Origin of the sequence: Paraburkholderia sp. GAS42 (genome assembly GCF_050436565.1) — a bacterium.
In the GTDB taxonomy this organism is placed as follows: domain Bacteria; phylum Pseudomonadota; class Gammaproteobacteria; order Burkholderiales; family Burkholderiaceae; genus Paraburkholderia.
In genome coordinates, this window is the sequence record NZ_JBNDML010000008.1 from 92,851 (window position 1) to 116,398 (window position 23,548).

A 23,548-nucleotide genomic window follows, 5' to 3' on the forward strand; every position below is an offset into this window, starting at 1 on the left:
TGATTTTTTCGCAATCACATTTCGCGACGTCACGCCTATCATTTCAGGATTGGACTGATATGACGATGGAGACATGAACGGACTCTGGGACATCACCCCGCCGATCGACCCCGCGACGCCCGTCTGGCCGGGCGATACGCCGGTCGGCATCGAGCGCGTCTGGCGCATGGAAGCGGGGTCGCCGGTGAATGTTGCGCGGATAACACTATCGCCGCACACCGGCGCGCATACCGACGCGCCGCTGCACTACGACGCCGAAGGCGCCGCAATCGGCGTCGTGCCGCTCGATGCGTATATCGGGCGCTGCCGGGTGATTCATTGCATCGGCGCCGCGCCGCTGGTGACGCCCGCGCATATTGCCGGCGCGCTTGATCTCGACGAAAGCCTCCCGCCGCGCGTGCTGCTGCGCACCTACGCACGCGCGCCGACACGCGAGTGGGACAGCGCGTTCTGCGCCGTCGCGCCGGAGACGATCGATCTGCTCGCTTCGCGTGGCGTCCAGCTGATCGGTATCGACACGCCTTCGCTCGATCCGCAGGAATCGAAAACGATGGACGCCCATCACCGCATCCGCGCGCACCGGATGGCAATCCTCGAAGGCATCGTGCTGGATGCCGTCGAGGAAGGCGACTACGAACTCATCGCGCTGCCGCTCAAATTCACGACGCTCGATGCGAGCCCGGTACGCGCCGTGCTGCGTGCCCTTTGAGCACCCAACGCTGAATAACCTGATTCCTTTCGACTGGACCACCATGAATACCCGTGAAGAAGCCCTGGCGCTGGACAGCGCCGACCCGCTGGCCGCCTTGCGCAACGAATTCGCGTTGCCGGCAGCGACGATCTACCTCGACGGCAACTCGCTCGGCGTGGCGCCGGCCGCTGCCGCGCAACGCGCGCAGACCGTCATCGCCGCCGAATGGGGCGAAGGGCTGATCCGCAGCTGGAACAGCGCCGGCTGGTTCGCGCTGCCGCGTCGTCTTGGCGACAAGCTCGCGCCGCTGATCGGCGCGGCGGAAAACGAAGTCGTCGTCACCGATACGATTTCGATCAACCTCTTCAAGCTGCTGTCGGCGGCTTTGAGGCTGCAGAACCAGCGCGATCCGAAGCGTCGCGTGATCGTGTCCGAGCGCTCGAATTTCCCGACCGATCTGTATATCGCGCAAGGTCTGATCGAACAGCTCGATCGCGGCTACACGCTGCGTCTGATCGACGATCCGTCCGAACTGCCCGCCGCGCTCGGCGACGACACAGCCATCGCGATGATCACGCATGTGAATTACCGCACCGGCTACATGCACGACATGGCCGCATTGACGAATCTGATCCACGAAGCGGGTGCGCTCGCGCTGTGGGATCTCGCGCATTCGGCGGGCGCGGTACCGGTCGACCTGAACGGCGCGGACGCGGACTATGCGGTGGGCTGCACGTACAAGTATCTGAACGGCGGGCCGGGCTCGCCGGCTTTCGTGTGGGTCGCGCAACGACATCAGAACGCGTTTTCGCAGCCGCTGTCCGGCTGGTGGGGCCATCGCGCGCCCTTCGAGATGAACCCGACGTATCGTCCGGACGACGGCATCGGCCGCTTTCTGTGTGGCACGCAGCCGATGGTGTCGATGGCGCTCGTCGAATCCGGTCTCGACGTGTTTCTGCAGACTGACATGCAGGCGATCCGCAAAAAATCGCTGGCGTTGACGGATCGCTTCATCGAGCTGGTCGAGTCGCGTTGCAGTGAATTCCCGCTCACGCTCGTCACGCCGCGTGACCACAAACAGCGAGGCTCGCACGCGAGCTTCGAGCATCCGAATGGTTATGAAGTGATGCAGGCGCTGATCGCGCGCGGCGTGATCGGCGATTATCGCGAGCCGCATGTGCTGCGATTTGGATTCACGCCGCTCTATACGCGCTATGTCGACGTGTGGGACGCAGTCGAAACGCTGCGCGATGTGCTCGCAAACGAAATCTGGCGCGCGCCCGAATTCGCGACGCGCGGCGCGGTGACCTGAGGAGAGCGCAATGACCGATCACATGCAGTTGCCTGGCGATGAACCTTCGCAAGGCTGTCCCTTCGGGCATGGTGCCGGCGCTTCGGGTGCCGCCGCAGGTGCGCATGCGCCTCACGTTCCGCCTTCAAACGCAGAAGGCTGGCACGAAGCGCAACTCGATTTCTCGCAGTCGATGAGCTATGGCGACTATCTGTCGCTCGGTTCGATCCTGTCGGCGCAGCATCCGCTTTCGCCGGATCACAACGAGATGCTCTTCATCATCCAGCATCAGACGAGCGAACTGTGGATGAAGCTCGCGCTATACGAACTGCGTGGAGCGCTTGGCTCCGTGCATCGCGACGACCTGCCGCCTGCGTTCAAGATGCTGGCGCGGGTGTCGCGGATTCTCGAACAGCTGGTGCAGGCGTGGAGCGTGCTCTCGACGATGACGCCATCCGAATACACGGCGATGCGGCCTTATCTTGGCGCGTCGTCCGGGTTTCAGTCGTATCAATACAGGCAGCTGGAATTTCTGCTCGGCAACAAGAATGTGCAGATGCTCAAGCCGCATGCGCACCGGCCGGAGGTGCTCGCCGAAGTGCAGGCGACGCTCGAAGCGCCTTCGTTCTATGACGAAGTGATCCGTCTCCTTGCGCGACGCGGCTTCGCGATCAACCCGGAGCGGCTAAACCGCGACTGGACGCAGCCCACGGCGCACGATGAGTCGGTCGAAGCCGCGTGGCTCGAGGTGTATCGCAATCCGTCGCAACACTGGGAGCTGTACGAGATGGCCGAAGAGCTGGTGGATCTGGAAGACGCGTTCCGCCAATGGCGCTTCCGGCATGTCACCACCGTCGAGCGGATCATCGGATTCAAGCAGGGCACGGGAGGCACGACCGGCGCACCGTATCTGCGCAAGATGCTCGACGTCGTACTGTTTCCGGAGTTGTGGCACGTGCGGACGGTGCTTTAGCCGTTAGCTTCAATCCTTACCGCGCCGTATAACCACCATCGATCGGCAAAGTGATGCCGCTGATCATCGAAGCGGCATCGCTCAACAAAAACAGGCCGATACCACTCGACGCGGCCGTCACAAGAATCGCGCGGTCCGGGAAATCGAAGATCGTGTTCATGTCGGCTGGAGACGGTGCATGAGCGGCTTCAACGCCGGATAAAGATCGGTATAGACCTTGAAGCGCCCGGCATACACCTGCTTTCGCGCGTCATCCGGCTGCGCGCGTTCCACGAGCGTCACCCAGCCTTCGTGCGCGGCTTCATGCGTCACGAGCTTCGCGCCTAAAGCAGCCAGCAACGCGGCGCCCATCGCGGCTTCGACTTCCTCCTTGATCGTGTACACCGGATAACCCGTGATATCCGCGATGATCTGCATCCACAGATCCGAATGCGCCGCGCCGCCGACGACGATCAGCTTGTCATCAAGCGATTTCGCGCCTTTGCGGCCGGCTTCGATATTGTGTTGCAGCGCAAACGACACGCCTTCCAGCACCGCGCGATACAGATGCGCGCGCGTATGAAAGAGGCTCAGTCCAATGAATGCGCCGCTCGCCTTCGCGTCCCACACGGGGCTACGTTCGCCCATCAGATACGGCAGGAACATCACGCCGTCGGAGCCTGCAGGAATGCGCGCGGCCGCGTCTTCGAGCAGACGGTGCGGATCGCCGTGCGACGTCGCGCGTGCGGCTTCGATCTCGGCCTGACAGAACTGGTCGCGAAACCATGTCACCGATGCGCCCGCCGTGATCGCGCCGCCGAACACGTAGATATCCTGCATGCCGTTGAACACGTGCGGCATGCTGATGAGCCCATGCCGCGCATCGACACTCTGGTTGATGTAGCCCCAGCACATGCTGGTGCCGATCATCGCGACGTGTTGCCCGGCGCGCGTCACGCCTGCAGCGAACGTCGCGACCGCTGCGTCGACGCCGCCCGCCACGATCGACGTGCCCGCCTCAAGCCCAAGGTGTTCGCACCACTGCGACAGCAGGCCGCCCACCACTTCCGACGAATCGACGAGCCGCTCCGGCATCATCGTCGCGGGAATGCCGAGCATGTCGAGCGCTTCGTCGGACCAGTCGCGTCGCGCGATGTCGTACACGCCGCCGATATTGCCCGCCGAACTGTGATCGACAGCGACTTCGCCGGTCAGCAGATAGATCACGTACGCGTTCGGCGGCAGGAAGTAGCGCGTATTCGCCCATACGTCCGGCTCCTGCTCACGCAGCCACAACATCTTCGTGTAGCCGTAATAGCTGTCGACGCTGTTACCGGTAATCGCGTACAGACGGTCCAGATCGACCGTGTTGCGCACCCAGTCGACTTCTGCGGTGGCGCGCCGGTCCATCCAGATCAGACACGGATACAACGGCCGCATTTCGCTATCGACAGGAATGCCCGAGCCGCCGTACAGGCTGCTCACGCACACGGCCTTGATTGTTCGCGCCGCTATACCCTTCGCTTTCGCATCGCTCACGCAGCGCGCAATGCACTCCGTCACGGCGTTGAACCACACCGAAGGCCACTGCTCGGCCCATAGCGGTTTCGGCGTATCCGGGTGATAGCTCGCGGCGTGCTGCGAGATTACCGCCCCGTTCCGGTCGACCAGAAGCGCCTTGGTGCTCTGCGTACCAATATCGACGCCGATAACGTATTCCATACACTCTCCAGTTAACCGCGTGCGAACTGGCGCGGCTTCATCAACACCTTGATCGGATCGAGCGAATTCGCTAGCTGGATCGCTTCATTCCATTCTTCCTGCGAAAACCCGCGCGTGACAATCCCACCGACCCGGAAAAAATCAAATTTGATGCAACGCAGCAGCAAGGTTTGTCGCCGATGTGGCGCACTGCACGCCGCCCCCTCATCGGTCGCGAAAGCCTTTCACGCCGCGCTGCGCCACAGAAAGCATCCCGCATTGCCTTGACTTTCGATTCGCCGGATACGATCATTCGTTCACACACAGAGCAAATGCTCCACATCGAAAAAGTGCCCGTGCAAGACGTGCGCACCAGTCTTCAGGAGACGAATATGAGCAGCGACGCGAACGTCCAGGTGATCCTGCACATCGGCGCGGGATCGTTTCATCGCGCGCATCAGGCATGGTATCTGCACCGGCTCAACGAGGCGCGCGCCGCAGATGAACCGCGCTGGTCGCTCACGGTCGGCAATATCCGCAGCGACATGAATGCGGTGCTCGAGGCGCTCGCCGCGCAGGACGGCGTCTACACGCTCGAAACCGTCACGCCGCACGGCGAACGCGCCTACGAAACCATCCGCTCGATCGAACGCGTACTGCCGTGGTCGGCCGATCTCGCCGGGCTGATCGAAGCCGGTTCGGATCCCGCCTGCAAGATCATCGCGTTCACCGTGACCGAGGGCGGCTATTATCTCGACGAACACGACCATCTCGACACCGCCAACGCCGACCTCGCCGCCGACCTCAAGGGCGGCCGCACGACGATCTACGGCGCGCTCGCCGCGATCCTCGAAGCGCGGATGAAGCGCAACGCCGGCCCGGTCACGCTGCAAACCTGCGACAACCTGCGCAGCAACGGCGAGCGTTTTCACGCGGGCATGAGCGAATTCCTCGACCGACGCGGCGACACCGCATTTCGCACATGGTTCGACGCAAACACGACATCGCCGAATTCGATGGTCGACCGCATCACGCCGCGCCCGACTCCCGATGTCCGCGAACGCGTGCTCGCGGCGACCGGTTTCGACGATGCCTGCCCGGTGATGGGCGAAGCGTTCATCCAGTGGGTCATTGAAGACAATTTCCGTGCGGGACGTCCCACCTGGGAGAAGGTTGGCGCGGAGCTGGTCAAGTCCGTGCTGCCGTATGAAGAAGCCAAGATCCGCATCCTGAACGCGACGCACAGCTGCATCGCGTGGGCGGGGACACTCGTCGGGCTGCGCTATATCCACGAAGGCACGATCGACGTCGACATCCAGAAGTTCGCGTACGAGTACGTCACGCAAGACGTGATTCCGTGTCTCACGCCAAGTCCGCTCGATCTCGAACGCTATCGCGATGTCGTGCTGGAACGCTTCAGCAATCCGTTCATCCAGGATACGAACCAGCGCGTCACCGCCGACGGCTTCTCCAAGATTCCCGGCTTCATTGCGCCGACGCTGTCGGAATGCTTCGCACGCGGCGTCGAACCGGCGGCCACCGCCATGCTGCCGGCGCTGTTCTTCCGTTTCCTCGACCGCTGGCAATCCGGCAAGCTGCCGTACGCGTATCAGGATGGCGTGATGGACGAGCGCGTCGCACGCGGTTTCTTTACCGCGCCGGACCCGTTAAAGGCGTTCTGTGCCGATCGCCTGCTGTGGGGCAGCATGGCGCAGACAACGGCACTGGAAAGCGCGCTGAGGGCCGCTGTGGGCCGCGTCGATGCATGGCTTGCGAAGCGCGGGTGAGCACGGATGAGCGTGGATGAACGCACGTTGTTAAAAGCCTTCCAGCGGGCCACGCACGTGAGCCAGGTCTAATGCGCATGGCCTTGCGCGCCGCGTGCGGCTAAAGTAGCGCATCCTAATGACGAAGGTTCCGCGCCCATGTATCTCGGCATCGACCTCGGCACGTCCGAAGTAAAAGTCCTGCTGCTCGCGCCCACCGGGCGCGTGATCGGCACCGCCGGCTCACCGTTTACCGTTTCGCGTCCGCATCAACGATGGGCCGAGCAGAATCCGGCCGACTGGTGGAACGGCACGCGCGCCGCCCTCGCCGCGCTGCGCGAACGCCATCCCGACGAATTCGCGCAGATCCGCGGCATCGGCCTTTCCGGCCAGATGCACGGTGCGGTGCTGCTCGACGCGGAAGATCGCGTGTTGCGCCCGGCGATCCTGTGGAACGACATGCGCAGCGTCGAGGAATGCGACGAACTGACCGCGCGCGCGCCGGATCTGCATCGCATTGCGGGCAATCTCGCGATGCCCGGCTTCACGGCGCCGAAGCTGTTGTGGGTGCAACGGCACGAGCCGGAGATTTTCCGCAAGACCGCTTGCGTGCTGCTGCCGAAGGATTACCTGCGTCTGATGCTCACCGGCGAGAAGGTGTCCGATCCGTCGGATGCGGCCGGCACGCTGTGGCTCGACGTCGCGAAGCGCGACTGGTCGGACGCCCTGCTCGCCGCGTGCGACATGCGTCGCGCGCAGATGCCGCGGCTTGCCGAAGGCAGCGCGCCGTCCGGCACGCTGCGGCCGAACGTGGCGCGTGAATCTGGCTTGCAGGACGGCGTCGTGGTCGCGGCAGGCGGCGGCGACAACGCGACCAGCGCGATCGGCATCGGTGCGATCCAGCCGGGCGACGGCTTCGTGTCGCTCGGGACGTCGGGCGTGCTGTGCGTCGTCGGCGACCGGTTCCGGCCGAATCCGGCTTCTGCCGTGCACGCGTTCTGTCACGCGATTCCCGACCGCTGGCATCAGATGAGCGTGGTGTTGTCGGCGGCAAGCTGCTTGCGCTGGGTCTGCAAGCTCACCTCGACCGACGAACCGACCTTGCTCGCCGAAGTCGCCGCGCTCGAACCGGAAGCGCTGGCCACTGCGCCACTGTTTCTGCCGTATCTCTCTGGCGAACGCACGCCGCACAACGATCCGTACGCGCAGGGCGTGTTTTTCGGCATGACGCACGCGACTGATCGCGCGCTGCTCGGCTACGCCGTGCTCGAAGGCGTGACGCTCGCGCTCACCGATGGCCTCGACGCGCTGCGTGCCGCGGGCACCGAGGCGCGCGCACTGTCGCTGATCGGCGGCGGAGCGCGCAGCAGCTACTGGGCGCAACTGCTCGCCGACGCGCTCAATACACCGACGCGCAAGCACGGCGGCGGCGAAACCGGCGCGGCGCTGGGCGCGGCGCGGCTGGGCTGGCTGGCAGCGGGTGGCGACCCGGCGACGGTGCTGACCAAGCCGCCCGTCGAAATCGAATTCATACCGGATGCCGCGCGCCACGCGGCGTTGCGCGCGCGGCTCGATACGTATCGCGCGCTGTACCGCCACGTGCGTCCGCTGTTCGATCCCGCGCGCGAGCGCCTGGTGTGAGCGCGTTCGCAGTCTGAACGCGCGCCTGGTTTTAGACAAGCGACTGCTATCATCCGCGCGCGATCCATTCACGTTCGTCGACGCACCGAACCCTGTCACGCGGCGCAAGCCGCTCACGTCAAAGATCCATCGTGTCCAGGTCTACCGAAAAACTCGATCTCGCCACCCGCGCTGCGTGGCTCTACTACGTCGCGGGCAATACGCAGAACGAGATCGCGGAAAAGCTGCAGGTGTCGCGCCCGGTCGCGCAACGGCTCGTCGCGTTCGCGGTCGAGAAGAACCTGATCCGCGTGCGTGTCGATCATCAGCTGGCCGATTGCCTGGCGCTTGCTGATCAGTTGTCGAAGCGCTATGGACTGACGTCCTGCGAGATCGTGCCGATCGACGACGACAGTCCCGAAGAGATCGACCGCAAACTCGCAGTGGCCGGCGCGCAGGTGATGGAGCGCTATCTGCTCGAAGAAAAACCGATGATCGTCGCGGTGAGCAGCGGGCGCACGTTGAAGGCAGCCGTCGACCAGATCGCGCAGCTGGACCGGCCGCAGCATCGGCTTGTATCGATGGTCGGCGCGATCGCACAGGATGGTTCGTCGAACCGTTACGACGTCGCGCTGCATATCTCCGAGAAAACCGGCGGCAAGCATTTTCTGCTGCCAGCGCCACTGATTGCGGATAGCGAGGCCGAGCGCGCGCAGTGGGTCAATCACCGGCTGTATCGCATCGTTGAATCGCTGTCGGGATCGGCGGATGTGGCGTTTGTCGGGATCGGCAATATCGGGCCAAACTGTCCGCTTCATGAGGACGGGTTTATTACGTCGGCTGAGGTGAAAGATCTGGTGCAGCGTGGCGCGGTGGCGGAGATGCTTGGGCTGCCGATCAACGCTTCAGGTGCGCGTGTCGCGTCGCCGACGGGTAATCGCGTGACGAGTCTGTATCTTGATTCGCCGCCTAAGCGCCCGACGATTGGATTTGCAGGTGGTGAGCGCAAACGCGATGCGGTGATCGCCGCGCTGAAAGGCGGCTGGCTGTCGGGGCTGGTTACCGACGAACGATGTGCGCGGGCCGCGCTGGAAGAGGGAACACAAGGCGCGCCAAAACCCGCGCGCAAACGCTAAAAAAACTGCGCCGCCCCGGAGAAGTAAGGCGGCGCAGCAGTCAGTTGCCAGTCAGGCCGCCAACACCTCAACAATCTTCCGCTCGAACGCCTGCCCATTCGCATCGAACAGATGACAATGATCCGGTGTCGTCCCAAGCTTCAGCGTCTCACCGCGGTCATGTCTTTCCAGCGGCGGAATGCGCGCAATCACGCCATCCGGCGCCACGCTGCTTTCGGCATACAGATACGCCGCATCGCCGAGTGATTCGATCGCCATCGTCGTCACCGACACACCATTTTCACCAGAATTCACGTGCGTATGTTCAGGACGGATGCCCACCGTCACCTTGTCGCCCTCTTTTACCTTCGAAGGCTCCACCGCCACGCGCTGTGTCTCGCCAGTCTCGTAGCGCACCACCACGCCCTCCGCCGAAACAGACTGCACCGTGCCTTCGAAGAAATTCATCTTCGGCGAGCCGATGAAGCCCGCGACAAAGCGGTTCGCCGGCGCGTGATACAGCCTGTTCGGGCTGCCGACCTGCTCGATGTTCCCCGCCGACAGCACCACGATCTTGTCGGCCAGCGTCATCGCTTCGACCTGATCGTGCGTCACGTAGATCATCGTCGTCTTCAGCTCGTCGTGCAGACGCGCGAATTCGAGGCGCATCTTCACGCGCAGTGCGGCGTCGAGGTTCGACAGCGGTTCGTCGAACAGGAACACCTTCGGCTTGCGCGTAATCGCGCGGCCAATCGCAACGCGCTGACGCTGACCACCTGAAAGCTGCTTCGGCTTGCGATCCAGCAGATGATCGATGTGCAGGATCTTCGCCGCGTTGCGCACGGCTGCGTCGATTTCCGGCTTTTTCGTGCCGGCGAGCTTCAGGCCGAACGCCATGTTGTCGTACAGCGTCATATGCGGATACAGCGCGTACGACTGGAACACCATCGCAATGCCGCGCTTGGCGGGCGGAATGTCGTTGACGCGCGTGCCGTCGATGTTCAGATCACCGCTGCTGATGTCTTCGAGGCCGGCGATCATCCGCATCAGCGTCGACTTTCCGCAACCGCTCGGGCCAACGAACACGACGAATTCGCCGTCCGCGATGTCGAGGTTGATGTTGCGCATCACTTCGGTTTCGTCGTAGCGCTTCGCGATGCCGCGCAGGGTCAGGCTTGCCATGATGTGTCTCCCGATGGTGCTGCTTTATGCTTCCACTTCCACGTTAATCGTGCGCGCCGCATTCGCATCAGTGCGAACCGATGGCGACGCGCTCCATCCATTGCGTGACGAATACCGGCAGTTGCCGCATATCGTCGAACACATGCACCGCGCCCGCTGCGCGCAGCGCTTCGATCTGCGCTTCATTCGCGTGACCGCCGCCGATAAAACCCATCACCGTCATGCCCGCGGCCTTCGCGGCCGTCACACCGGTCACGCTGTCTTCGACGACAAGGCACGCGTCAGCCGTCAGATTCAGCCCACGCGCCGCGGCCAGATAGACGTCGGGCTCGGGCTTCGGTTGCGCCACGCTGTCGGCGCAAAACACCCGCTCGCCAAAAAAAGCGACGAGCCCGGTGCGCGCCAGCACGGCCTGCACATACGCCGTGTTGCTGTTGCTCGCGCAGGCCATGCGCAACGGAATCTGCCCGAGCGCCGCGACGATGCCTTCGACGAGCGGCGCCTCCATCGCACCGGCGCTGACCGCGTCCCGGATCGCGTCGACGTCGGCGGGGCTCAGCGTTCTGTCGAGATGCGCGGCCGTCGCATCGAGCACGCGCTCGGTGCGCAGGCCGAGGAGCGGCATCAGGACAGGCTCGACGTCCACACCGGGCCAGCGCGATTCCAGTTCGTGCACGAGCATCCGCGCGGCGATGGCTTCGCTGTCGATCAGTACACCATCGCAGTCGCAGATCAGCGCGTAATTCGACACGGTCATTTGACCGCACCGAACGTAAGGCCACGCACCAGTTGCTTCTGCGACAGCCAGCCGACGATCAGGATTGGCGCGACGGCCAGCAGCGAGGCCGCCGACAGCTTCGCCCAGAAGAGACCCTCAGGACTCGAATACGACGCGATGAAAACCGTCAGCGGCGCCGCGTGCGAACTCGACAGGTTGATGCTCCAGAACGCCTCGTTCCACGACAGGATCACGAGCAGCAGCGCCGTCGATGCAAGACCCGGCAGCGACATCGGCATCAGCAGGTAGACGATTTCCTGCCACGTCGCCGCACCGTCGATCCGCCCTGCTTCGAGAATGTCGCGTGGTATTTCCGCGAAGTACGTGAACGACATCCATACTGCAATCGGCAGGTTGATCAGCGTGTAGACGATCACGAGACCCGACACCGTATCGAGCAGGCCGCTGTTTTTCCACAGCAGATAGATCGGCACCAGCACGCCGACCGACGGCATCATCTTCGTCGACAGCATCCACAGCAGGACTTTCTGGGTGCGGCGAGTCGGGAAGAACGCCATCGCGTACGCGGCCGGCACGGCGAGTATCAGACACAGCACCGTCACGCCCGCCGAAATCAGGATCGAATTCCACGCGAACGAGAAGTAGTTGCTGCGTGCGAATACCTCACGAAAACTGTCGAACGTCGGGATGAAGAAGAGCGACGACGCGTACGCCTGCTGCTCCGTCTTGAATGCCGTGATCGTCATCCAGAAGATCGGGAAGAACAGCAGTAGCGCGACCAGCCACGCGAGGACGCCAGGAATGCCGCGTCGAAGCTTCGCCATCGGCGAGTTGATCGACGACGCAGGTGCAGCTGAAGTGGCAGCAAGCTGGCTCATTTTTCGTACTCCCCTTTCAGGTTCTTCGCGAGCATACGCACGAGGAAGAACGACACGATATTCGCCAGCACCACCGCGAGAATCCCGCCAGCGGAAGCCAGACCGACGTCGAACTGTTGCAGGCCGAGCGAGTAGATCAGGTACGACAGATTGGTCGTCGCCGTGCCCGGGCCGCCGCCCGTCGTCGTATAGATTTCAGCGAAGATCGACAGCAGGAAAATCGTTTCCATCATCACCACCACCGCGATCGCCCGTCGCAGGTGAGGCAGCGTGATGAAGAAGAACATCGCGAACGGACCGGCGCCGTCGATACGCGCCGCTTCCTTCTGCTCCTGGTCAAGCGACTGGATCGCCGTGAACAGGATCAGAAACGCGAACGGCAACCACTGCCACGCGACGATCATCACGACTGCCGTGAGCGGATAGTTGGCGAACCAGTCGATCGGCGTGAGCCCGATCGCGCGCATGCCCTGCGCGACGAGACCGTACACCGGGTGCAGGATCATGTTCTTCCAGATGAGCGCGCTGACCGTCGGCATCACGAAGAACGGCGCGATGGCGAGCAGCCGCGCCACGCCCATGCCGTAGAACTTGCGGTCGAACAGCACCGACATCAGGATCCCACCGACCACCGTAATGATCAGCACCGAGCCGATCAATTCCAGCGTGATCAGGATCGACGGACCGAAGGCCGGATCGCTGGCGAGGTATTTGTAATTGTCGAGGCCCGCGAAACCCTTCACATCGGGATTGAGCAGGTTGTAGCGCGAGAACGAAAACCAGATCGTCATCGCGAGCGGAATCGCCATCCACAACAGCAGCACGGCAACCGATGGCGAGACCAGCCATCGTGCGGACGCCGCCTTGCGGGTTTCGCGTTCCTGTTCGGTTTGGGGATGGACTTGCATGAGAGGAAGGCGCAGATGACGCATGATCGGACCACCTGTCTGGTAGTTCGCGGACCGCGAAGTTGCGGGCGGCCCGCTGTGCTGCTGCGATCCGGCTGGCGTTTAAACGCCAGCCGGCGCTTTTACTGCGAATTACATCGAAGTCACTTCGCGTAACCCGCCTGACGCACGGCGCGCTCGGCGGTTGCCTGACCGGCTGCGAGCGCCTGATCGACCGACATCTGGCCCGCGACGGCACCTGAGACGCTCTGACCGACCACCGTACCGAACGACTGGAACTCCGGAATGCCGACGAACTGCACGCCGGTGTACGGCACAGGCTTCGCGGTCGGACGCGTCGGGTCAGCCGACTGGATCGCCTTCAGCACGAAGCCCGCGAACGGCGCGGCCTGCTGGTACTCAGGGCGAGCGTAGGTCGACTCACGCGTTCCCGGCGGCACCGATGCCCAGCCTTCATCCTTCGCGGCGAGTTCGATGTACTGCTTCGACGTCGCCCACGAGATGAACTTCTTCGCGGCGTCCGGCTGCTTCGACGACTTCGGAATTGCCAGCGCCCACGACCACAGCCAGTGCGAACCATTCGGCGTGACAGCCGTCGGCGCCGCGGCGAAACCGATCTTGTCCGCGACCTGCGACTGCGCCTTGTTGTACAGCATGCCGGCCGCGACCGTCGCGTCGATCCACATCGCGCACTTGCCCGATGACATCAGCGTCAGGTTTTCGTTGAAGCCATTCGAGCTGGCTCCCGGCGGGCCGTCTTTCTTCAGCAGGTCGACGTAGAAGCTCACCGCCTTCTTCCATTCCGGCGAAGTCAGCTGCGCGTTCCACTTTTCGTCGAACCAGCGGCCGCCGTACGTGTTGACGAGCGTCGTCACGTAGGCCATGTTTTCGCCCCAGCCGGCCTTGCCGCGCAGGCAGATGCCGTAGACGCCGCCCGCCTTGTCGGTGAGCTTGTCGGCGAATTCCTTGATCTGGTCGTAAGTCGGCTGGTCGGGCATCTTGAGACCCTTCGCCGCGAACAGATCCTTGCGGTAGAAGGTCATCGAGCTTTCGACGTAGAACGGCAGCGCGTACAGCTGGTTGTTGTACGACAGGCCGTCACGCGCCGTCTTCACGACGTCGTTGAGATCGTAATCGGCGGAGAGGCCCGTGATCGGCGCGAGCCAGCCGCGCTTGCCCCACTGCGGCGTTTCGTACGTGCCGATCATCATCACGTCGAACTGGCCGCTGTTGGTGGTGATGTCCGTCGTGGCGCGCTGGCGCAGCACGTTTTCTTCGAGAATCACCCAGTTCAGCTTGATGTCGGGATTGGCCTGCTCGAAATTGGACGAGAGCTTCTTCAGCTCGATCATGTCAGGGTTGTTGAGGGCTGCGATCGTGACGGTCGCGGCCGATGCGTTCAACGCGACACACGCGGCCGCGCTGGCGCCAAATAGCTTGAGCGCGGTCTGGACGGCTGGTTTCATGAGTTGTCTCCTTCTGGATTAGTCGTTCTTCGAGTGATGCTTCTGGCGGATGGGTACGGTGTATTTCGGTCAGCTCATCCAGTTGCCGCCGTCGACGTTGAGCGTCTGGGCGGTGATGTAATCGGCATCGGCGGACGCGAGGAACAGCGCCGCGCCCGTCAGATCGTCCGGCACGCCCATACGGCCGAGCGGCACCGCTTCGCCGACAAGACGCTTCTTCTCGCCGAGCGGACGGTTTTCATAACGTGCGAAGAGCGCATCGACCTCGTTCCACATCGGCGTATCCACCACGCCCGGTGCGATGCCATTCACGTTGATTTTGTGCGGCGCGAGAGCCAGCGCCGCGGATTGCGTATAGCTCAGCACGGCGGCCTTGGTCGCGCAGTAGTGCGATACCAGCGCTTCACCGCGGCGGCCCGCCTGCGACGACATGTTGATGATCTTGCCACCCCGCCCCTCTTCGACCATCTTCTGCGCGACACGCTGCATCAGGAAGAACATGCCCTTCACGTTGACGGCGAAGAGACGGTCGAACACATCCCAGGATTCATCGAGGAGCGGGCGCATGTCGAACAGCGCCGCGTTATTGAAGAGAATATCGATGCGGCCGAAACGCTCAAGCGTGGCCGACACGATGCGCTCGATATCGTCACGACGCGTAACGTCGGCGGAAATCGTCAGCACGCGATCGCTGTGACTTTGCGTAAGCGCCTGCGCGAATTCGCCTGCGGGCTTCACGTCGACCAGCACGCAGCGCGCGCCTTCGTCGAGATAACGCCGGGCTACCGCTTCGCCGATTCCACTTCCTGCACCAGTCAGGATCGCTACCTTGTCCTGCAATCGCGCGTTCAATGCTGTCTCCGGTTTCATTCTGCGTTCTGCGCAGTGAGCGAACGCCCAATACGCGAACAATTGCTCTACTTGTGATCGAATGATCGGATACGCATCGGGTCATGTCAAGGCGCAATGCAGGATTTCGATGCTGCAACGCGGCAGTGTTTACCCGCTTCGCGCCATACCTGCCGGCCAGGTTAAGGTGCACGTCGTGTCATAATTTTGCGATACGTTATATCATTCCGCTCTCGCGGCGCTTTGACGCCGGAAGGCACGTCAACACCCACCTTTCAAGGACCCGACAACCATGATGAGACCAGCCGATTCGCTATGGAATCGCGTGCGCCGTGCACGCGTTGTGTCGACGTGTCTGGCGGCCGGCGCGCTCATGCTGATGACTGGCCACGCCGCCGTCGCCGCTGATACGAAGATTCCGGTCGTCGCGGCCGAGAACTTTTATGGCGACGTCGTGCACCAGCTGGGCGGCGATTACGTCAGCGTGACGAGCATCCTCAGCAACCCGGATCAGGATCCGCATCTGTTCGAAGCCAGCCCGAAGACAGCGCGCGCGTTGCAGAACGCCAGCCTTGTCGTGTACAACGGCGCCGACTACGATCCGTGGATGGCGAAGCTGCTCGCGGCATCGAAGAACGGGAAGCGCACAACGATCGTCGCCGCTGACCTTACCGGCCGGAAAAGCGGCGACAATCCGCATCTCTGGTACGCGCCTTCGACGATGCCGGCGGTTGCGCGCGCGGTGAGCGCGGCGCTCATTGCCGCTGATCCGTCGCACAAATCGGCGTACGATGCGAACCTCGCGACGTTTCTGGATTCGCTGAAGCCGCTCGATACAAAGGTTGCCGCGTTGCACGCGAGCTATGCGCACGCGCCGGTCACCGCGACGGAACCGGTGTTCGGCTATATGTCGGACGCAATCGGCCTCGACATGCGTAACCAGCGCTTCCAGCTCGCCGCGATGAACGACACTGAAGCGAGCGCGTCGGATATCGCCGCGTTCGAGCGCGATCTGCGCGAGAAGCGCGTACGCGTGCTGATCTACAACAGCCAGGCCACCGAAGCACTGACAAAACGGATGCTGAAGCTCGCGCAGCAATCGAATGTGCCGACGGTGAGCGTCACCGAGACGCAACCGGCGGGCAAGACGTTCCAGCAATGGATGCTGTCGCAACTCGACGACCTCGGTGCGGCGCTTGCAAAGAGCGGCGCTGCCGACAAGGCAAAAGGAACTACGCAATGACACCGACTGGCGCCGCGCCGCGCGGCTCCGATCCCGTGCTCGAACTCGATCACGTCACGCTCGAACTGGGCGGACGCACGATCCTGAACGACGCGAGCCTCGTCGTGAACCAGAACGAGTTCATTGGCGTGCTCGGGCCGAACGGCGCGGGCAAGACCACCCTGATGCGCGCGGTGCTCGGCCTCGTGCCGGCTGCGAGCGGCGCGATCCGCGCGCTTGGGCAGCCGGTCGAGCGCGGTAATCCGTCGATCGGTTATATGCCGCAGACGCGCAGCGCGCTCGCCGGCCGCCGCGTGCGCGGACGCGATTTCGTCGCGATGGCCGCCGACGGACACCGCTGGGGTCTGCCGCATGGCAGCGCCGCGGCGCGGACGGAAGTCGATCGCGTGCTCGATCTGGTTGGCGCACGCGATCTCGCCTTGCGGCCGTTGTCGGAGCTGTCGGGCGGTGAGCGTCAGCGTCTGCTGCTCGCGCAATGCCTGCTTGGCAATCCGCGTCTGCTGCTACTCGACGAGCCGTTGATCAGCCTCGATCCGCATCATCAGAAGAGCGTCGTCGAACTCGTGCGACGCGTACAGCAGGAACTGGGCATCACGGTGCTGTTTTCCGCGCATGAGCTGAACCCACTGCTGCATGCGCTGGATCGTGTTCTGTATCTCGGCAGCGGCGTGGCGGCGCTTGGCACCGTCGATGAAGTGATCACGAAGCCGGTGTTGTCGCGACTCTACGGTTCGTCGATCGACGTGATGCGTGTGAATGGCCGCATCTTCGTGATGTCTGGCGACGTCGAAGTCGAAAAGCACGACCACGAGCACGAAGACGATCACGGCGGTGGACATTCGCACGGGCATGACCACAACGGCCATTCGCATTCACACTCGAAGGCGCACAGCCACACAAACCGCGACGGACACACGCACGATGTTTGAATACGACTTCATGGTGAACGCATTCGCCGCTTCGGGGATCGTCGCGGTGCTGGCGGGCATCGTCGGCTATTTTCTGGTGCTGCGCGGGCAGACGTTCGCCGGCCACGCGCTGTCGCACGTCGGCTTCACCGGTGCGACGGGCGCTGTGCTGATCGGCATTTCGCCGATCTGGGGGATGATCGGCTTCACGCTTGCGGCGGGCGTCGGTATGGGCGCGCTCGGCGAACGGCTCGCCGGACGCGACGTCGCGATCGGCGTGATTCTGTCGCTCGCGCTCGGCTTCGGTTTGCTCTTTCTGCATTTCTTCACCGCGTACGCGACGCAGGTCACCGCGCTGCTGTTCGGCAACGTGCTCGGCGTGAATACGTCGACGCTCGCGGTGCTCGCCGCGCTTGGCATCGTGAGTCTGCTGGCGCTCGCGGCGATCATGCGGCCGTTGCTCTTCGCATCGTTGCAGCCGGAACTCGCCGAAGCGAAAGGCGTGTCGCTGCGGCTCGTGTCCGTGCTGTTTCTCGCGATTGCGGCGCTCGCCGTCGCGGCGTGTACGCAGATCGTCGGCGTACTTCTGGTGTTCACGCTGATGGTCGGGCCGGCTGCCGCCGCGCAGAATCTCACGACGCGCCTTTCCACCGGTCTTATCCTCGCCGCGCTGCTGGCGCTGGCGCAGGCGTGGCTCGGCGTGACGCTCGCGTTCTACACGGACTGGCCCACGAGTTTCTGGATCACCGCGCTTGCCGCGCTGGTTTACGGTGGAAGTTTTTTAGGCCGACGTTAAACGCTTCTCGCGCCCAGGGAGAAGGGACGCTGGAGAACATCCGGCGTCCCTTTTTCACGTCATCGCGAACGCAACGCTTTATCCGAGCAGCACCTTCGCGTGATGCGCGACATGATCCTGGATGAAGCTCTGGATGAAATAATAGCCGTGGTCGTAGCCTTCATGACGACGCAACGTGAGCGGCTGTCCTGCGGCACGGCACGCGGCCTCGAACACATCCGGATTCAGTTGCTCGGCCAGAAACTGGTCCGACAAACCCTGATCGACGAGAATCCCTTCGGCGAACCTGTGCGACGCACTCGCAATCAGTTCGCTCGAATCGTACTGACGCCACGCGTTGCGATCGTCGCCGAGATATCCGCTGAACGCCTTCACGCCCCACGGACATCTTGAAGGCGCGGCAATCGGCGCGAACGCCGATACCGATCGATAGATCCCGGGATTACGCAGCGCCATCATCAACGCACCGTGCCCGCCCATCGAATGGCCGAAGATGCCGAGCCGCGAGCCATCGACCGGCAGATTCGCCAGCACGGTTTCGCGCAGTTCGTCGCGCACGTACGAGTACATCCGGAAGTGCTTCGACCACGGTTCCTGCGTCGCATCGACGTAGAAGCCCGCGCCGACGCCAAAGTCCCACGCGGCGCTTTCGTTCGGAATGCCGGCGCCGCGCGGGCTGGTATCCGGCGCGATCAGCGCGATGCCGTGCTGCGCGGCGAAGCGCTGCGCGCCCGCCTTGATCGGAAACGTTTCCTCGGTGCACGTCAAACCGGCCAGATAGAACAGCGCCGGCACGTTACCGTGCGACGCCTGCGGCGGCAGAAACACCGAGAAGCGCATCGGCAGGCCGATCGTCGACGAATCGTGACGATAGAACCGCTGCACGCCGCCGAAGCATGCGTGCGAAGACAGAAGTTCGAGCATGAAACGCCCCTGGTACGTTAGTACAGTACGACCGAGCGGATCGACTCGCCCTTCTTCATCAAATCGAAGCCTTCGTTGATGCGTTCGAGTGGCAGACGATGCGTGATCAGATCGTCGATATTGATCTTGCCTTCCATATACCAGTCGACGATCTTCGGCACGTCGGTGCGGCCACGCGCGCCGCCGAATGCCGAGCCTTTCCACTCGCGGCCCGTCACGAGCTGGAACGGACGCGTGCTGATCTCTTCGCCCGCTGCCGCCACGCCGATGATGAACGACTGGCCCCAGCCCTTGTGCGTGCATTCGAGCGCCTGACGCATTACCTTCGTGTTGCCGATGCACTCGAACGAATAGTCGGCGCCGCCATCGGTGAGTTGCACGATATGGTCGACCACGTTCTCGACTTCGTTCGGGTTGATGAAGTGCGTCATGCCGAATTTCTTCGCGAGCTCGACCCGGCCCGGGTTCAGATCGACGCCAATGATCTTGTCCGCCCCAACCATCTTTGCGCCCTGAATCACGTTCAGACCAATACCGCCCAAACCAAACACGACGACGTTCGCGCCTGCTTCGACTTTCGCCGAATAGACGACTGCGCCGACGCCCGTCGTCACGCCGCAGCCGATGTAGCAGATCTTGTCGAACGGCGCGTCTTCACGCACTTTCGCCACCGCGATTTCCGGCACGACAATGTAGTTCGAGAACGTCGACGTGCCCATGTAATGGAACAGCGGCTTGCCGTCGAGCGAGAAGCGCGACGTCGCGTCGGGCATCAAGCCTTTGCCCTGCGTCGAGCGGATCGCCTGACACAGGTTCGTCTTGCGCGACAGGCAGAACTTGCACTGGCGGCATTCCGGCGTGTAAAGCGGAATCACGTGATCGCCTTTCTTCAGCGTGCCGACGCCCGGACCGACATCGACGATCACGCCCGCGCCTTCATGGCCGAGAATTGCCGGGAAGATGCCTTCCGGATCGGCACCCGACAGCGTGTAGTAGTCGGTGTGGCAGATCCCCGTTGCCTTCACTTCGATCAGGACTTCACCGGCGCGCGGGCCTTCCAGATCCACTTCTTCGATCGTCAACGGTGCGCCGGCTTTCCATGCGATGGCTGCTTTTGTCTTCATCGTGAATGCTCCTTTGAGTCTGTGAATGCGGAGATCGACCTTCAGGGTCGATCGACATGTTGCGTGTTCTGTTCAGGTTCGCGTGGAAGCCGTGGAAAGTGCGGGAAACCAGTCCTCCACGCGTCCATATAGATCGAGGAAGCGCGCATAACGCGCGGCCAGCGCACGGTCGCCTTGCGGACCCGCGACGCGTGTCGTCGCAGGCGCAAGCGCCGCGAGATCCGACGCGTGCCAGTGGCCGCTCGCGAGACCGCCTAGTATCGCCGCACCGCGCCCCGCTGCGTTAGGACAATCGACCGCGTGCAGTTCGACATCGAGCGCGTCGGCCAGCATCTGACGCCAGCGCGCATCGACGGAACCGCCGCCCGCCAGCCTGAGCGACGTGACCTCGGCGCCGCTGCGACGGATCGCGTCGAGCCCGGCGCGCAGCGAAAACGCGACGCCTTCGAATGCAGCACGCATCATCGTGCCACGCGTGTGACCGAGCGCGAGGCCTAGCCAGCCGCCGCGCGCCGACGGATTGAGCCACGGCGAACGCTCGCCGGTGAGATACGGAAGGAAGGTGAGCCCGGGCGCAGCCTCATCGGCGAAGGCATCGCGATAGGCGTCCGGCCATTCGTACGACAGCCAGCCGCGCACGGCTTCGAGCGCGACGCCGACGTTCTGCATCGCCGCCATCCGGTACCAGTGATCGGTCGCCGCGCGATAGCAATGCAGACCGCGCGATGCGCTGGGCTCGTCCGTCGCGAGGACGACGATCTGGCCGCCACTGCCCGTGGTGAGCAGCGCGTCGCCATCGTTTGCAAGGCCGCTGCCGAACGCGGCGCACGGCGTATCGGCCGCGCCCGTCGCAAGCGTAATGCCCGCGCGCAAACCCAGCGCGCGCGCTGCCGCTTCGGATAGCACACCGCCCGCCGCATACGAAGGCGCAAGCGGCGCGAACCATTCGTGCGGCACGCCGAGCCGCTCGAGCAGCGCGTGATCCCACTCGCCGGCTGGATCGGCAAGCGCGGTCGCACATGCATCGGACGGATCGGTGACGACCGCGCCACCCAGCGCGACGCGCAGCCAGTCCTTCGGTTGCAATGCCCAGCGCGTGGATTCCGCCGTGCGCGGCTCGTTCAGCATGATCCAGCGCAGCAACGGCCCAGCCATGCCAGGCGCAACGGGATTGGGTTGCGGCTCCGGCCACGCGTCCAGCAGCGACAGCGCACGCGTATCGGGCCACAGCATCGCGGAGCGCACCGCGCGACCCTGCGCGTCGGTGAGCACGACGCCGTGCATCTGCCCGGAAAAGCCGATCGCCCGAACGTCGTCGCGCTCGTCGGCGGGCAGTTTGGCTGCGGCTTCGCAGAGCGCGCGCCACCACGTATCGACGGAGATTTCGGCCCAGCCCGGATGCGGCGTCGCGATTGCGTACGCGACGCTCGCTGTCGCACGCTCGTGCCCCTCCTCATCGACGGTCGAAAGTTTCAGTGAGCCTGTGCCGAGGTCGATGCCGAAAAAACGCATGGGCGAGGAATATGAAAAAGATGGAGAAATTGACGCGAAAGCGAGCTGCGTTCAACGCGCCGCAGTCGGGACATAAAAAGCGCAAATCGCGGGTTAACCCCGCCACGCGGACGAGCGCGTCGAAACGACACTATGCGCTGCGCCGAATACGTCTCATCGATTTTCACACATATCGCGTCGTATGCGCCTCGCCGGCCGCATTCGCGTTGCACACCGCCTCACGGGCCTCAGCGCCGGATTGGCTCGCCCGCGTATTTCGGACGGCTTTCAAACGCGCGTCCGGCATATGATCGCCGCGAAGCCCGGAATAGGCCACAGCGGTCTTGTTGCATCTTTTCATTCCCCCTACCTTGGAGTCATCCCGAAAACGAGATGTGGAGAGAGACAAAATGCAATCGAACACGGTTCACCCGTGCGACGAGCGGCTGCCCGCCGGCCAGTTGCTCACGTTAGGTATTCAGCATGTGCTCGTCATGTACGCCGGGGCGGTTGCCGTCCCGCTAATCGTCGGCAGCGCGCTCAAGCTTCCGAAAGAGCAGATCGCGTTTTTGATCAGCGCCGACCTCTTCTCATGTGGTATCGCGACACTGATCCAGACGCTCGGCCTGTGGATCTTCGGCATCCGTCTGCCAGTCATCATGGGTTGCACGTTCGCAGCCGTCGGCCCGATGGTCGCCATCGGCACCAATCCGTCGCTCGGTATTCTCGATATCTTCGGCTCGACGATCGCCGCGGGCATCGTCGGCATTTTCCTTGCGCCGGCGATCGGCAAGCTGTTGCGGTTCTTTCCACCAGTCGTGGTCGGCGTGGTCATTTCGGTGATCGGGCTGTCGCTGATGGAAGTCGGCATCAACTGGGCAGCGGGTGGCGTCGGCAATCCGGATTATGGCAATCCGGTCTACCTCGGTCTGTCGTTTGTCGTGCTGATGCTGATCCTGTTGATCAACAAGTTCGGCAAGGGCTTTATCGCGAACATTTCCGTGCTGCTCGGCATCGTCGCGGGCTTCGTGATTGCGGCGCTGCTCGGCCGCGTCAACATGGAAGGCGTGACGGCGGCGCCGTGGGTCGGCTTCGTGATGCCGTTCCACTTCGGCCTGCCGCACTTCGATCCGCTCTCGATCGCGACGATGGTCACCGTGATGTTCGTCACCTTCATCGAATCGACCGGCATGTTCCTCGCGGTCGGCGACATGGTCGATCGCCCGGTGGATCAGAAGACGCTCGTGCGCGGCCTGCGTGTCGACGGTCTCGGCACGCTGATCGGCGGCATCTTCAACTCGTTTCCGCATACGTCGTTCTCGCAGAACGTCGGCCTGATCGGCGTGACGGGTGTGAAGAGCCGCTTTGTCTGCGCGATGGGCGGCGTGATCCTCGTGCTGCTCGGCCTCTTTCCGAAGATGGCGCAAGTGGTGGCGTCGGTGCCGGCGTTCGTGCTCGGCGGCGCGGGCATCGTGATGTTCGGGATGGTCGCGGCGAACGGCATCAAGGTGCTGTCGAAGGTCGACTTCGTGAAGAATCACCACAACCTGTTCATCGTCGCGGTGAGCATCGGGCTCGGCCTGGTGCCGGTCGTCTCGCCGCACTTCTTCTCGAAGCTGCCGCCCGCGCTGTCGCCGTTGCTGCATAGCGGGATCCTGCTGGCGTCGGTTTCTGCGGTCGTGCTGAACCTGATCTTCAACGGCGTAAAAGGCGAGCGGGCGGCGAAGAACGCGATCCGGCGCGCAGGCCACGATTTCGACGGCCGCGCGAGCGCTGAACTGCTGTCGCGCGACGACACGCTGCATACCGCGCACGATTTCGATGCGCGTGCCGCAGACGCGCACTGAAGGGCGGGCGCCTCGCGATCCACGGCGGGCGCCAGAACGTTGGGATGTAGGGGAACG

Annotated in this window: 20 protein-coding genes and 1 pseudogene; 10 read left to right on the forward strand and 11 right to left on the reverse strand. The window is 63.3% G+C overall.

Features of this window, described 5'->3' with window-relative positions; translation table 11 throughout:
- The first annotated feature begins 73 nt into the window (after window positions 1-73).
- From kynB to kynA, 3 genes are read left to right on the forward strand one after another with little or no spacing between them, the layout of a single operon-like run.
- Complete coding sequence (gene kynB / locus P3T16_RS14210) at window positions 74-709, forward strand: arylformamidase (RefSeq protein WP_429342764.1); 636 nt, start codon at window positions 74-76, stop codon at window positions 707-709.
- A 43-nt stretch (window positions 710-752) separates the two neighbouring features.
- Window positions 753-2,003 (forward strand): kynureninase, encoded by a 1,251-nt coding sequence (kynU, locus tag P3T16_RS14215; RefSeq protein ID WP_429342765.1) that lies wholly within the window; start codon window positions 753-755, stop codon window positions 2,001-2,003.
- 10 nt (window positions 2,004-2,013) lie between these two features.
- Window positions 2,014-2,955, forward strand: a complete 942-nt coding sequence (gene kynA / locus P3T16_RS14220) for a tryptophan 2,3-dioxygenase (protein WP_429254658.1) — start codon at window positions 2,014-2,016, stop codon at window positions 2,953-2,955.
- A 16-nt stretch (window positions 2,956-2,971) separates the two neighbouring features.
- On the opposite strand, the pseudogene P3T16_RS14225 reads toward kynA, so the two are convergent.
- A pseudogene (locus P3T16_RS14225) lies at window positions 2,972-3,049 on the reverse strand (SDR family oxidoreductase); the annotation flags it as partial.
- 62 nt (window positions 3,050-3,111) lie between these two features.
- Window positions 3,112-4,656 (reverse strand): FGGY-family carbohydrate kinase, encoded by a 1,545-nt coding sequence (locus tag P3T16_RS14230; protein WP_429342766.1) that lies wholly within the window; start codon window positions 4,654-4,656, stop codon window positions 3,112-3,114.
- Between the two features lie 371 nt (window positions 4,657-5,027).
- Here P3T16_RS14230 and dalD point away from each other — a divergent pair, with 371 nt between their 5' ends.
- The 3 genes from dalD to P3T16_RS14245 all read left to right on the forward strand — a co-directional run bounded on the left by dalD (window position 5,028) and on the right by P3T16_RS14245 (window position 9,157).
- The gene (gene dalD / locus P3T16_RS14235; RefSeq protein WP_429342767.1) at window positions 5,028-6,422 is read left to right on the forward strand and encodes a D-arabinitol 4-dehydrogenase; all 1,395 of its coding nucleotides are present in this window, start codon (window positions 5,028-5,030) and stop codon (window positions 6,420-6,422) included.
- A gap of 138 nt (window positions 6,423-6,560) precedes the next feature.
- A complete protein-coding gene (gene xylB, locus P3T16_RS14240; protein ID WP_429342768.1) occupies window positions 6,561-8,042 on the forward strand; it encodes a xylulokinase in 1,482 nt (493 codons plus the stop codon).
- A gap of 131 nt (window positions 8,043-8,173) precedes the next feature.
- A complete protein-coding gene (locus tag P3T16_RS14245; protein ID WP_429254662.1) occupies window positions 8,174-9,157 on the forward strand; it encodes a sugar-binding transcriptional regulator in 984 nt (327 codons plus the stop codon).
- A 51-nt stretch (window positions 9,158-9,208) separates the two neighbouring features.
- Here the strand turns inward: P3T16_RS14245 and P3T16_RS14250 are convergent, their stop codons facing one another.
- From P3T16_RS14250 to P3T16_RS14275, 6 genes are all read right to left on the reverse strand, one after another.
- Window positions 9,209-10,318 carry an ABC transporter ATP-binding protein gene (locus P3T16_RS14250; protein ID WP_429254663.1) on the reverse strand — a complete coding sequence of 370 codons (1,110 nt, stop codon included), beginning with the start codon at window positions 10,316-10,318 and terminating at the stop codon, window positions 9,209-9,211.
- A gap of 67 nt (window positions 10,319-10,385) precedes the next feature.
- The gene (locus tag P3T16_RS14255) at window positions 10,386-11,075 is read right to left on the reverse strand and encodes an HAD family hydrolase (protein ID WP_429342769.1); all 690 of its coding nucleotides are present in this window, start codon (window positions 11,073-11,075) and stop codon (window positions 10,386-10,388) included.
- On the reverse strand, window positions 11,072-11,935 hold the full coding sequence (locus P3T16_RS14260) for a carbohydrate ABC transporter permease (RefSeq protein WP_429254665.1): 864 nt from the start codon (window positions 11,933-11,935) through the stop codon (window positions 11,072-11,074). The genes P3T16_RS14255 and P3T16_RS14260 overlap by 4 nt, the downstream gene beginning before the upstream one ends.
- The gene (locus P3T16_RS14265; RefSeq protein ID WP_429254666.1) at window positions 11,932-12,867 is read right to left on the reverse strand and encodes a carbohydrate ABC transporter permease; all 936 of its coding nucleotides are present in this window, start codon (window positions 12,865-12,867) and stop codon (window positions 11,932-11,934) included. The genes P3T16_RS14260 and P3T16_RS14265 overlap by 4 nt, the downstream gene beginning before the upstream one ends.
- A gap of 119 nt (window positions 12,868-12,986) precedes the next feature.
- Window positions 12,987-14,309, reverse strand: a complete 1,323-nt coding sequence (locus tag P3T16_RS14270) for an ABC transporter substrate-binding protein (protein ID WP_429342770.1) — start codon at window positions 14,307-14,309, stop codon at window positions 12,987-12,989.
- Between the two features lie 69 nt (window positions 14,310-14,378).
- Window positions 14,379-15,179: an L-iditol 2-dehydrogenase gene (locus P3T16_RS14275; RefSeq protein WP_429254668.1), complete on the reverse strand. Its 801-nt coding sequence runs from the start codon at window positions 15,177-15,179 to the stop codon at window positions 14,379-14,381.
- A gap of 274 nt (window positions 15,180-15,453) precedes the next feature.
- Between P3T16_RS14275 and P3T16_RS14280 the strand changes: the two genes are divergently transcribed.
- Genes P3T16_RS14280 through P3T16_RS14290 form a run of 3 tightly spaced genes read left to right on the forward strand, consistent with a single transcriptional unit; the run spans window position 15,454 to window position 18,105 of the window.
- Window positions 15,454-16,401 carry a metal ABC transporter solute-binding protein gene (locus tag P3T16_RS14280; protein WP_429342856.1) on the forward strand — a complete coding sequence of 316 codons (948 nt, stop codon included), beginning with the start codon at window positions 15,454-15,456 and terminating at the stop codon, window positions 16,399-16,401.
- Window positions 16,398-17,330, forward strand: a complete 933-nt coding sequence (locus P3T16_RS14285; protein WP_429342771.1) for an ABC transporter ATP-binding protein — start codon at window positions 16,398-16,400, stop codon at window positions 17,328-17,330. The genes P3T16_RS14280 and P3T16_RS14285 overlap by 4 nt, the downstream gene beginning before the upstream one ends.
- A complete protein-coding gene (locus P3T16_RS14290; protein ID WP_429342772.1) occupies window positions 17,323-18,105 on the forward strand; it encodes a metal ABC transporter permease in 783 nt (260 codons plus the stop codon). Before P3T16_RS14285 ends, P3T16_RS14290 begins: the two co-directional genes overlap by 8 nt.
- A gap of 78 nt (window positions 18,106-18,183) precedes the next feature.
- Here P3T16_RS14290 and fghA read toward each other — a convergent pair whose 3' ends face one another.
- From fghA to P3T16_RS14305, 3 genes are all read right to left on the reverse strand, one after another.
- Window positions 18,184-19,029, reverse strand: coding sequence for an S-formylglutathione hydrolase (gene fghA, locus P3T16_RS14295; RefSeq protein WP_429342773.1), 846 nt, complete (start codon window positions 19,027-19,029; stop codon window positions 18,184-18,186).
- Window positions 19,030-19,046: 17 nt separating this feature from the next.
- Complete coding sequence (locus P3T16_RS14300; RefSeq protein ID WP_028197996.1) at window positions 19,047-20,153, reverse strand: S-(hydroxymethyl)glutathione dehydrogenase/class III alcohol dehydrogenase; 1,107 nt, start codon at window positions 20,151-20,153, stop codon at window positions 19,047-19,049.
- Between the two features lie 72 nt (window positions 20,154-20,225).
- Window positions 20,226-21,665: a xylulokinase gene (locus P3T16_RS14305; RefSeq protein ID WP_429342774.1), complete on the reverse strand. Its 1,440-nt coding sequence runs from the start codon at window positions 21,663-21,665 to the stop codon at window positions 20,226-20,228.
- 389 nt (window positions 21,666-22,054) lie between these two features.
- Here P3T16_RS14305 and P3T16_RS14310 point away from each other — a divergent pair, with 389 nt between their 5' ends.
- The gene (locus P3T16_RS14310) at window positions 22,055-23,491 is read left to right on the forward strand and encodes a nucleobase:cation symporter-2 family protein (RefSeq protein WP_429342775.1); all 1,437 of its coding nucleotides are present in this window, start codon (window positions 22,055-22,057) and stop codon (window positions 23,489-23,491) included.
- The last annotated feature ends 57 nt before the right edge of the window (window positions 23,492-23,548 follow it).

Bases quoted from the DNA above. Each gene is read 5' to 3' on its own strand.
- P3T16_RS14270 (WP_429342770.1), bottom strand. From the start codon at position 14,309: ATGAAACCAGCCGTCCAGACCGCGCTCAAGCTATTTGGCGCCAGCGCG.
- kynB (WP_429342764.1), top strand. From the start codon at position 74: ATGAACGGACTCTGGGACATCACCCCGCCGATCGACCCCGCGACGCCC.
- P3T16_RS14260 (WP_429254665.1), bottom strand. From the start codon at position 11,935: ATGAGCCAGCTTGCTGCCACTTCAGCTGCACCTGCGTCGTCGATCAAC.
- dalD (WP_429342767.1), top strand. From the start codon at position 5,028: ATGAGCAGCGACGCGAACGTCCAGGTGATCCTGCACATCGGCGCGGGA.
- P3T16_RS14275 (WP_429254668.1), bottom strand. From the start codon at position 15,179: ATGAAACCGGAGACAGCATTGAACGCGCGATTGCAGGACAAGGTAGCG.
- kynU (WP_429342765.1), top strand. From the start codon at position 753: ATGAATACCCGTGAAGAAGCCCTGGCGCTGGACAGCGCCGACCCGCTG.
- xylB (WP_429342768.1), top strand. From the start codon at position 6,561: ATGTATCTCGGCATCGACCTCGGCACGTCCGAAGTAAAAGTCCTGCTG.
- P3T16_RS14300 (WP_028197996.1), bottom strand. From the start codon at position 20,153: ATGAAGACAAAAGCAGCCATCGCATGGAAAGCCGGCGCACCGTTGACG.
- P3T16_RS14290 (WP_429342772.1), top strand. From the start codon at position 17,323: ATGTTTGAATACGACTTCATGGTGAACGCATTCGCCGCTTCGGGGATC.
- P3T16_RS14305 (WP_429342774.1), bottom strand. From the start codon at position 21,665: ATGCGTTTTTTCGGCATCGACCTCGGCACAGGCTCACTGAAACTTTCG.
- P3T16_RS14250 (WP_429254663.1), bottom strand. From the start codon at position 10,318: ATGGCAAGCCTGACCCTGCGCGGCATCGCGAAGCGCTACGACGAAACC.
- P3T16_RS14230 (WP_429342766.1), bottom strand. From the start codon at position 4,656: ATGGAATACGTTATCGGCGTCGATATTGGTACGCAGAGCACCAAGGCG.
- fghA (WP_429342773.1), bottom strand. From the start codon at position 19,029: ATGCTCGAACTTCTGTCTTCGCACGCATGCTTCGGCGGCGTGCAGCGG.
- P3T16_RS14310 (WP_429342775.1), top strand. From the start codon at position 22,055: ATGCAATCGAACACGGTTCACCCGTGCGACGAGCGGCTGCCCGCCGGC.
- kynA (WP_429254658.1), top strand. From the start codon at position 2,014: ATGACCGATCACATGCAGTTGCCTGGCGATGAACCTTCGCAAGGCTGT.
- P3T16_RS14265 (WP_429254666.1), bottom strand. From the start codon at position 12,867: ATGCGTCATCTGCGCCTTCCTCTCATGCAAGTCCATCCCCAAACCGAA.
- P3T16_RS14280 (WP_429342856.1), top strand. From the start codon at position 15,454: ATGAGACCAGCCGATTCGCTATGGAATCGCGTGCGCCGTGCACGCGTT.
- P3T16_RS14285 (WP_429342771.1), top strand. From the start codon at position 16,398: ATGACACCGACTGGCGCCGCGCCGCGCGGCTCCGATCCCGTGCTCGAA.
- P3T16_RS14255 (WP_429342769.1), bottom strand. From the start codon at position 11,075: ATGACCGTGTCGAATTACGCGCTGATCTGCGACTGCGATGGTGTACTG.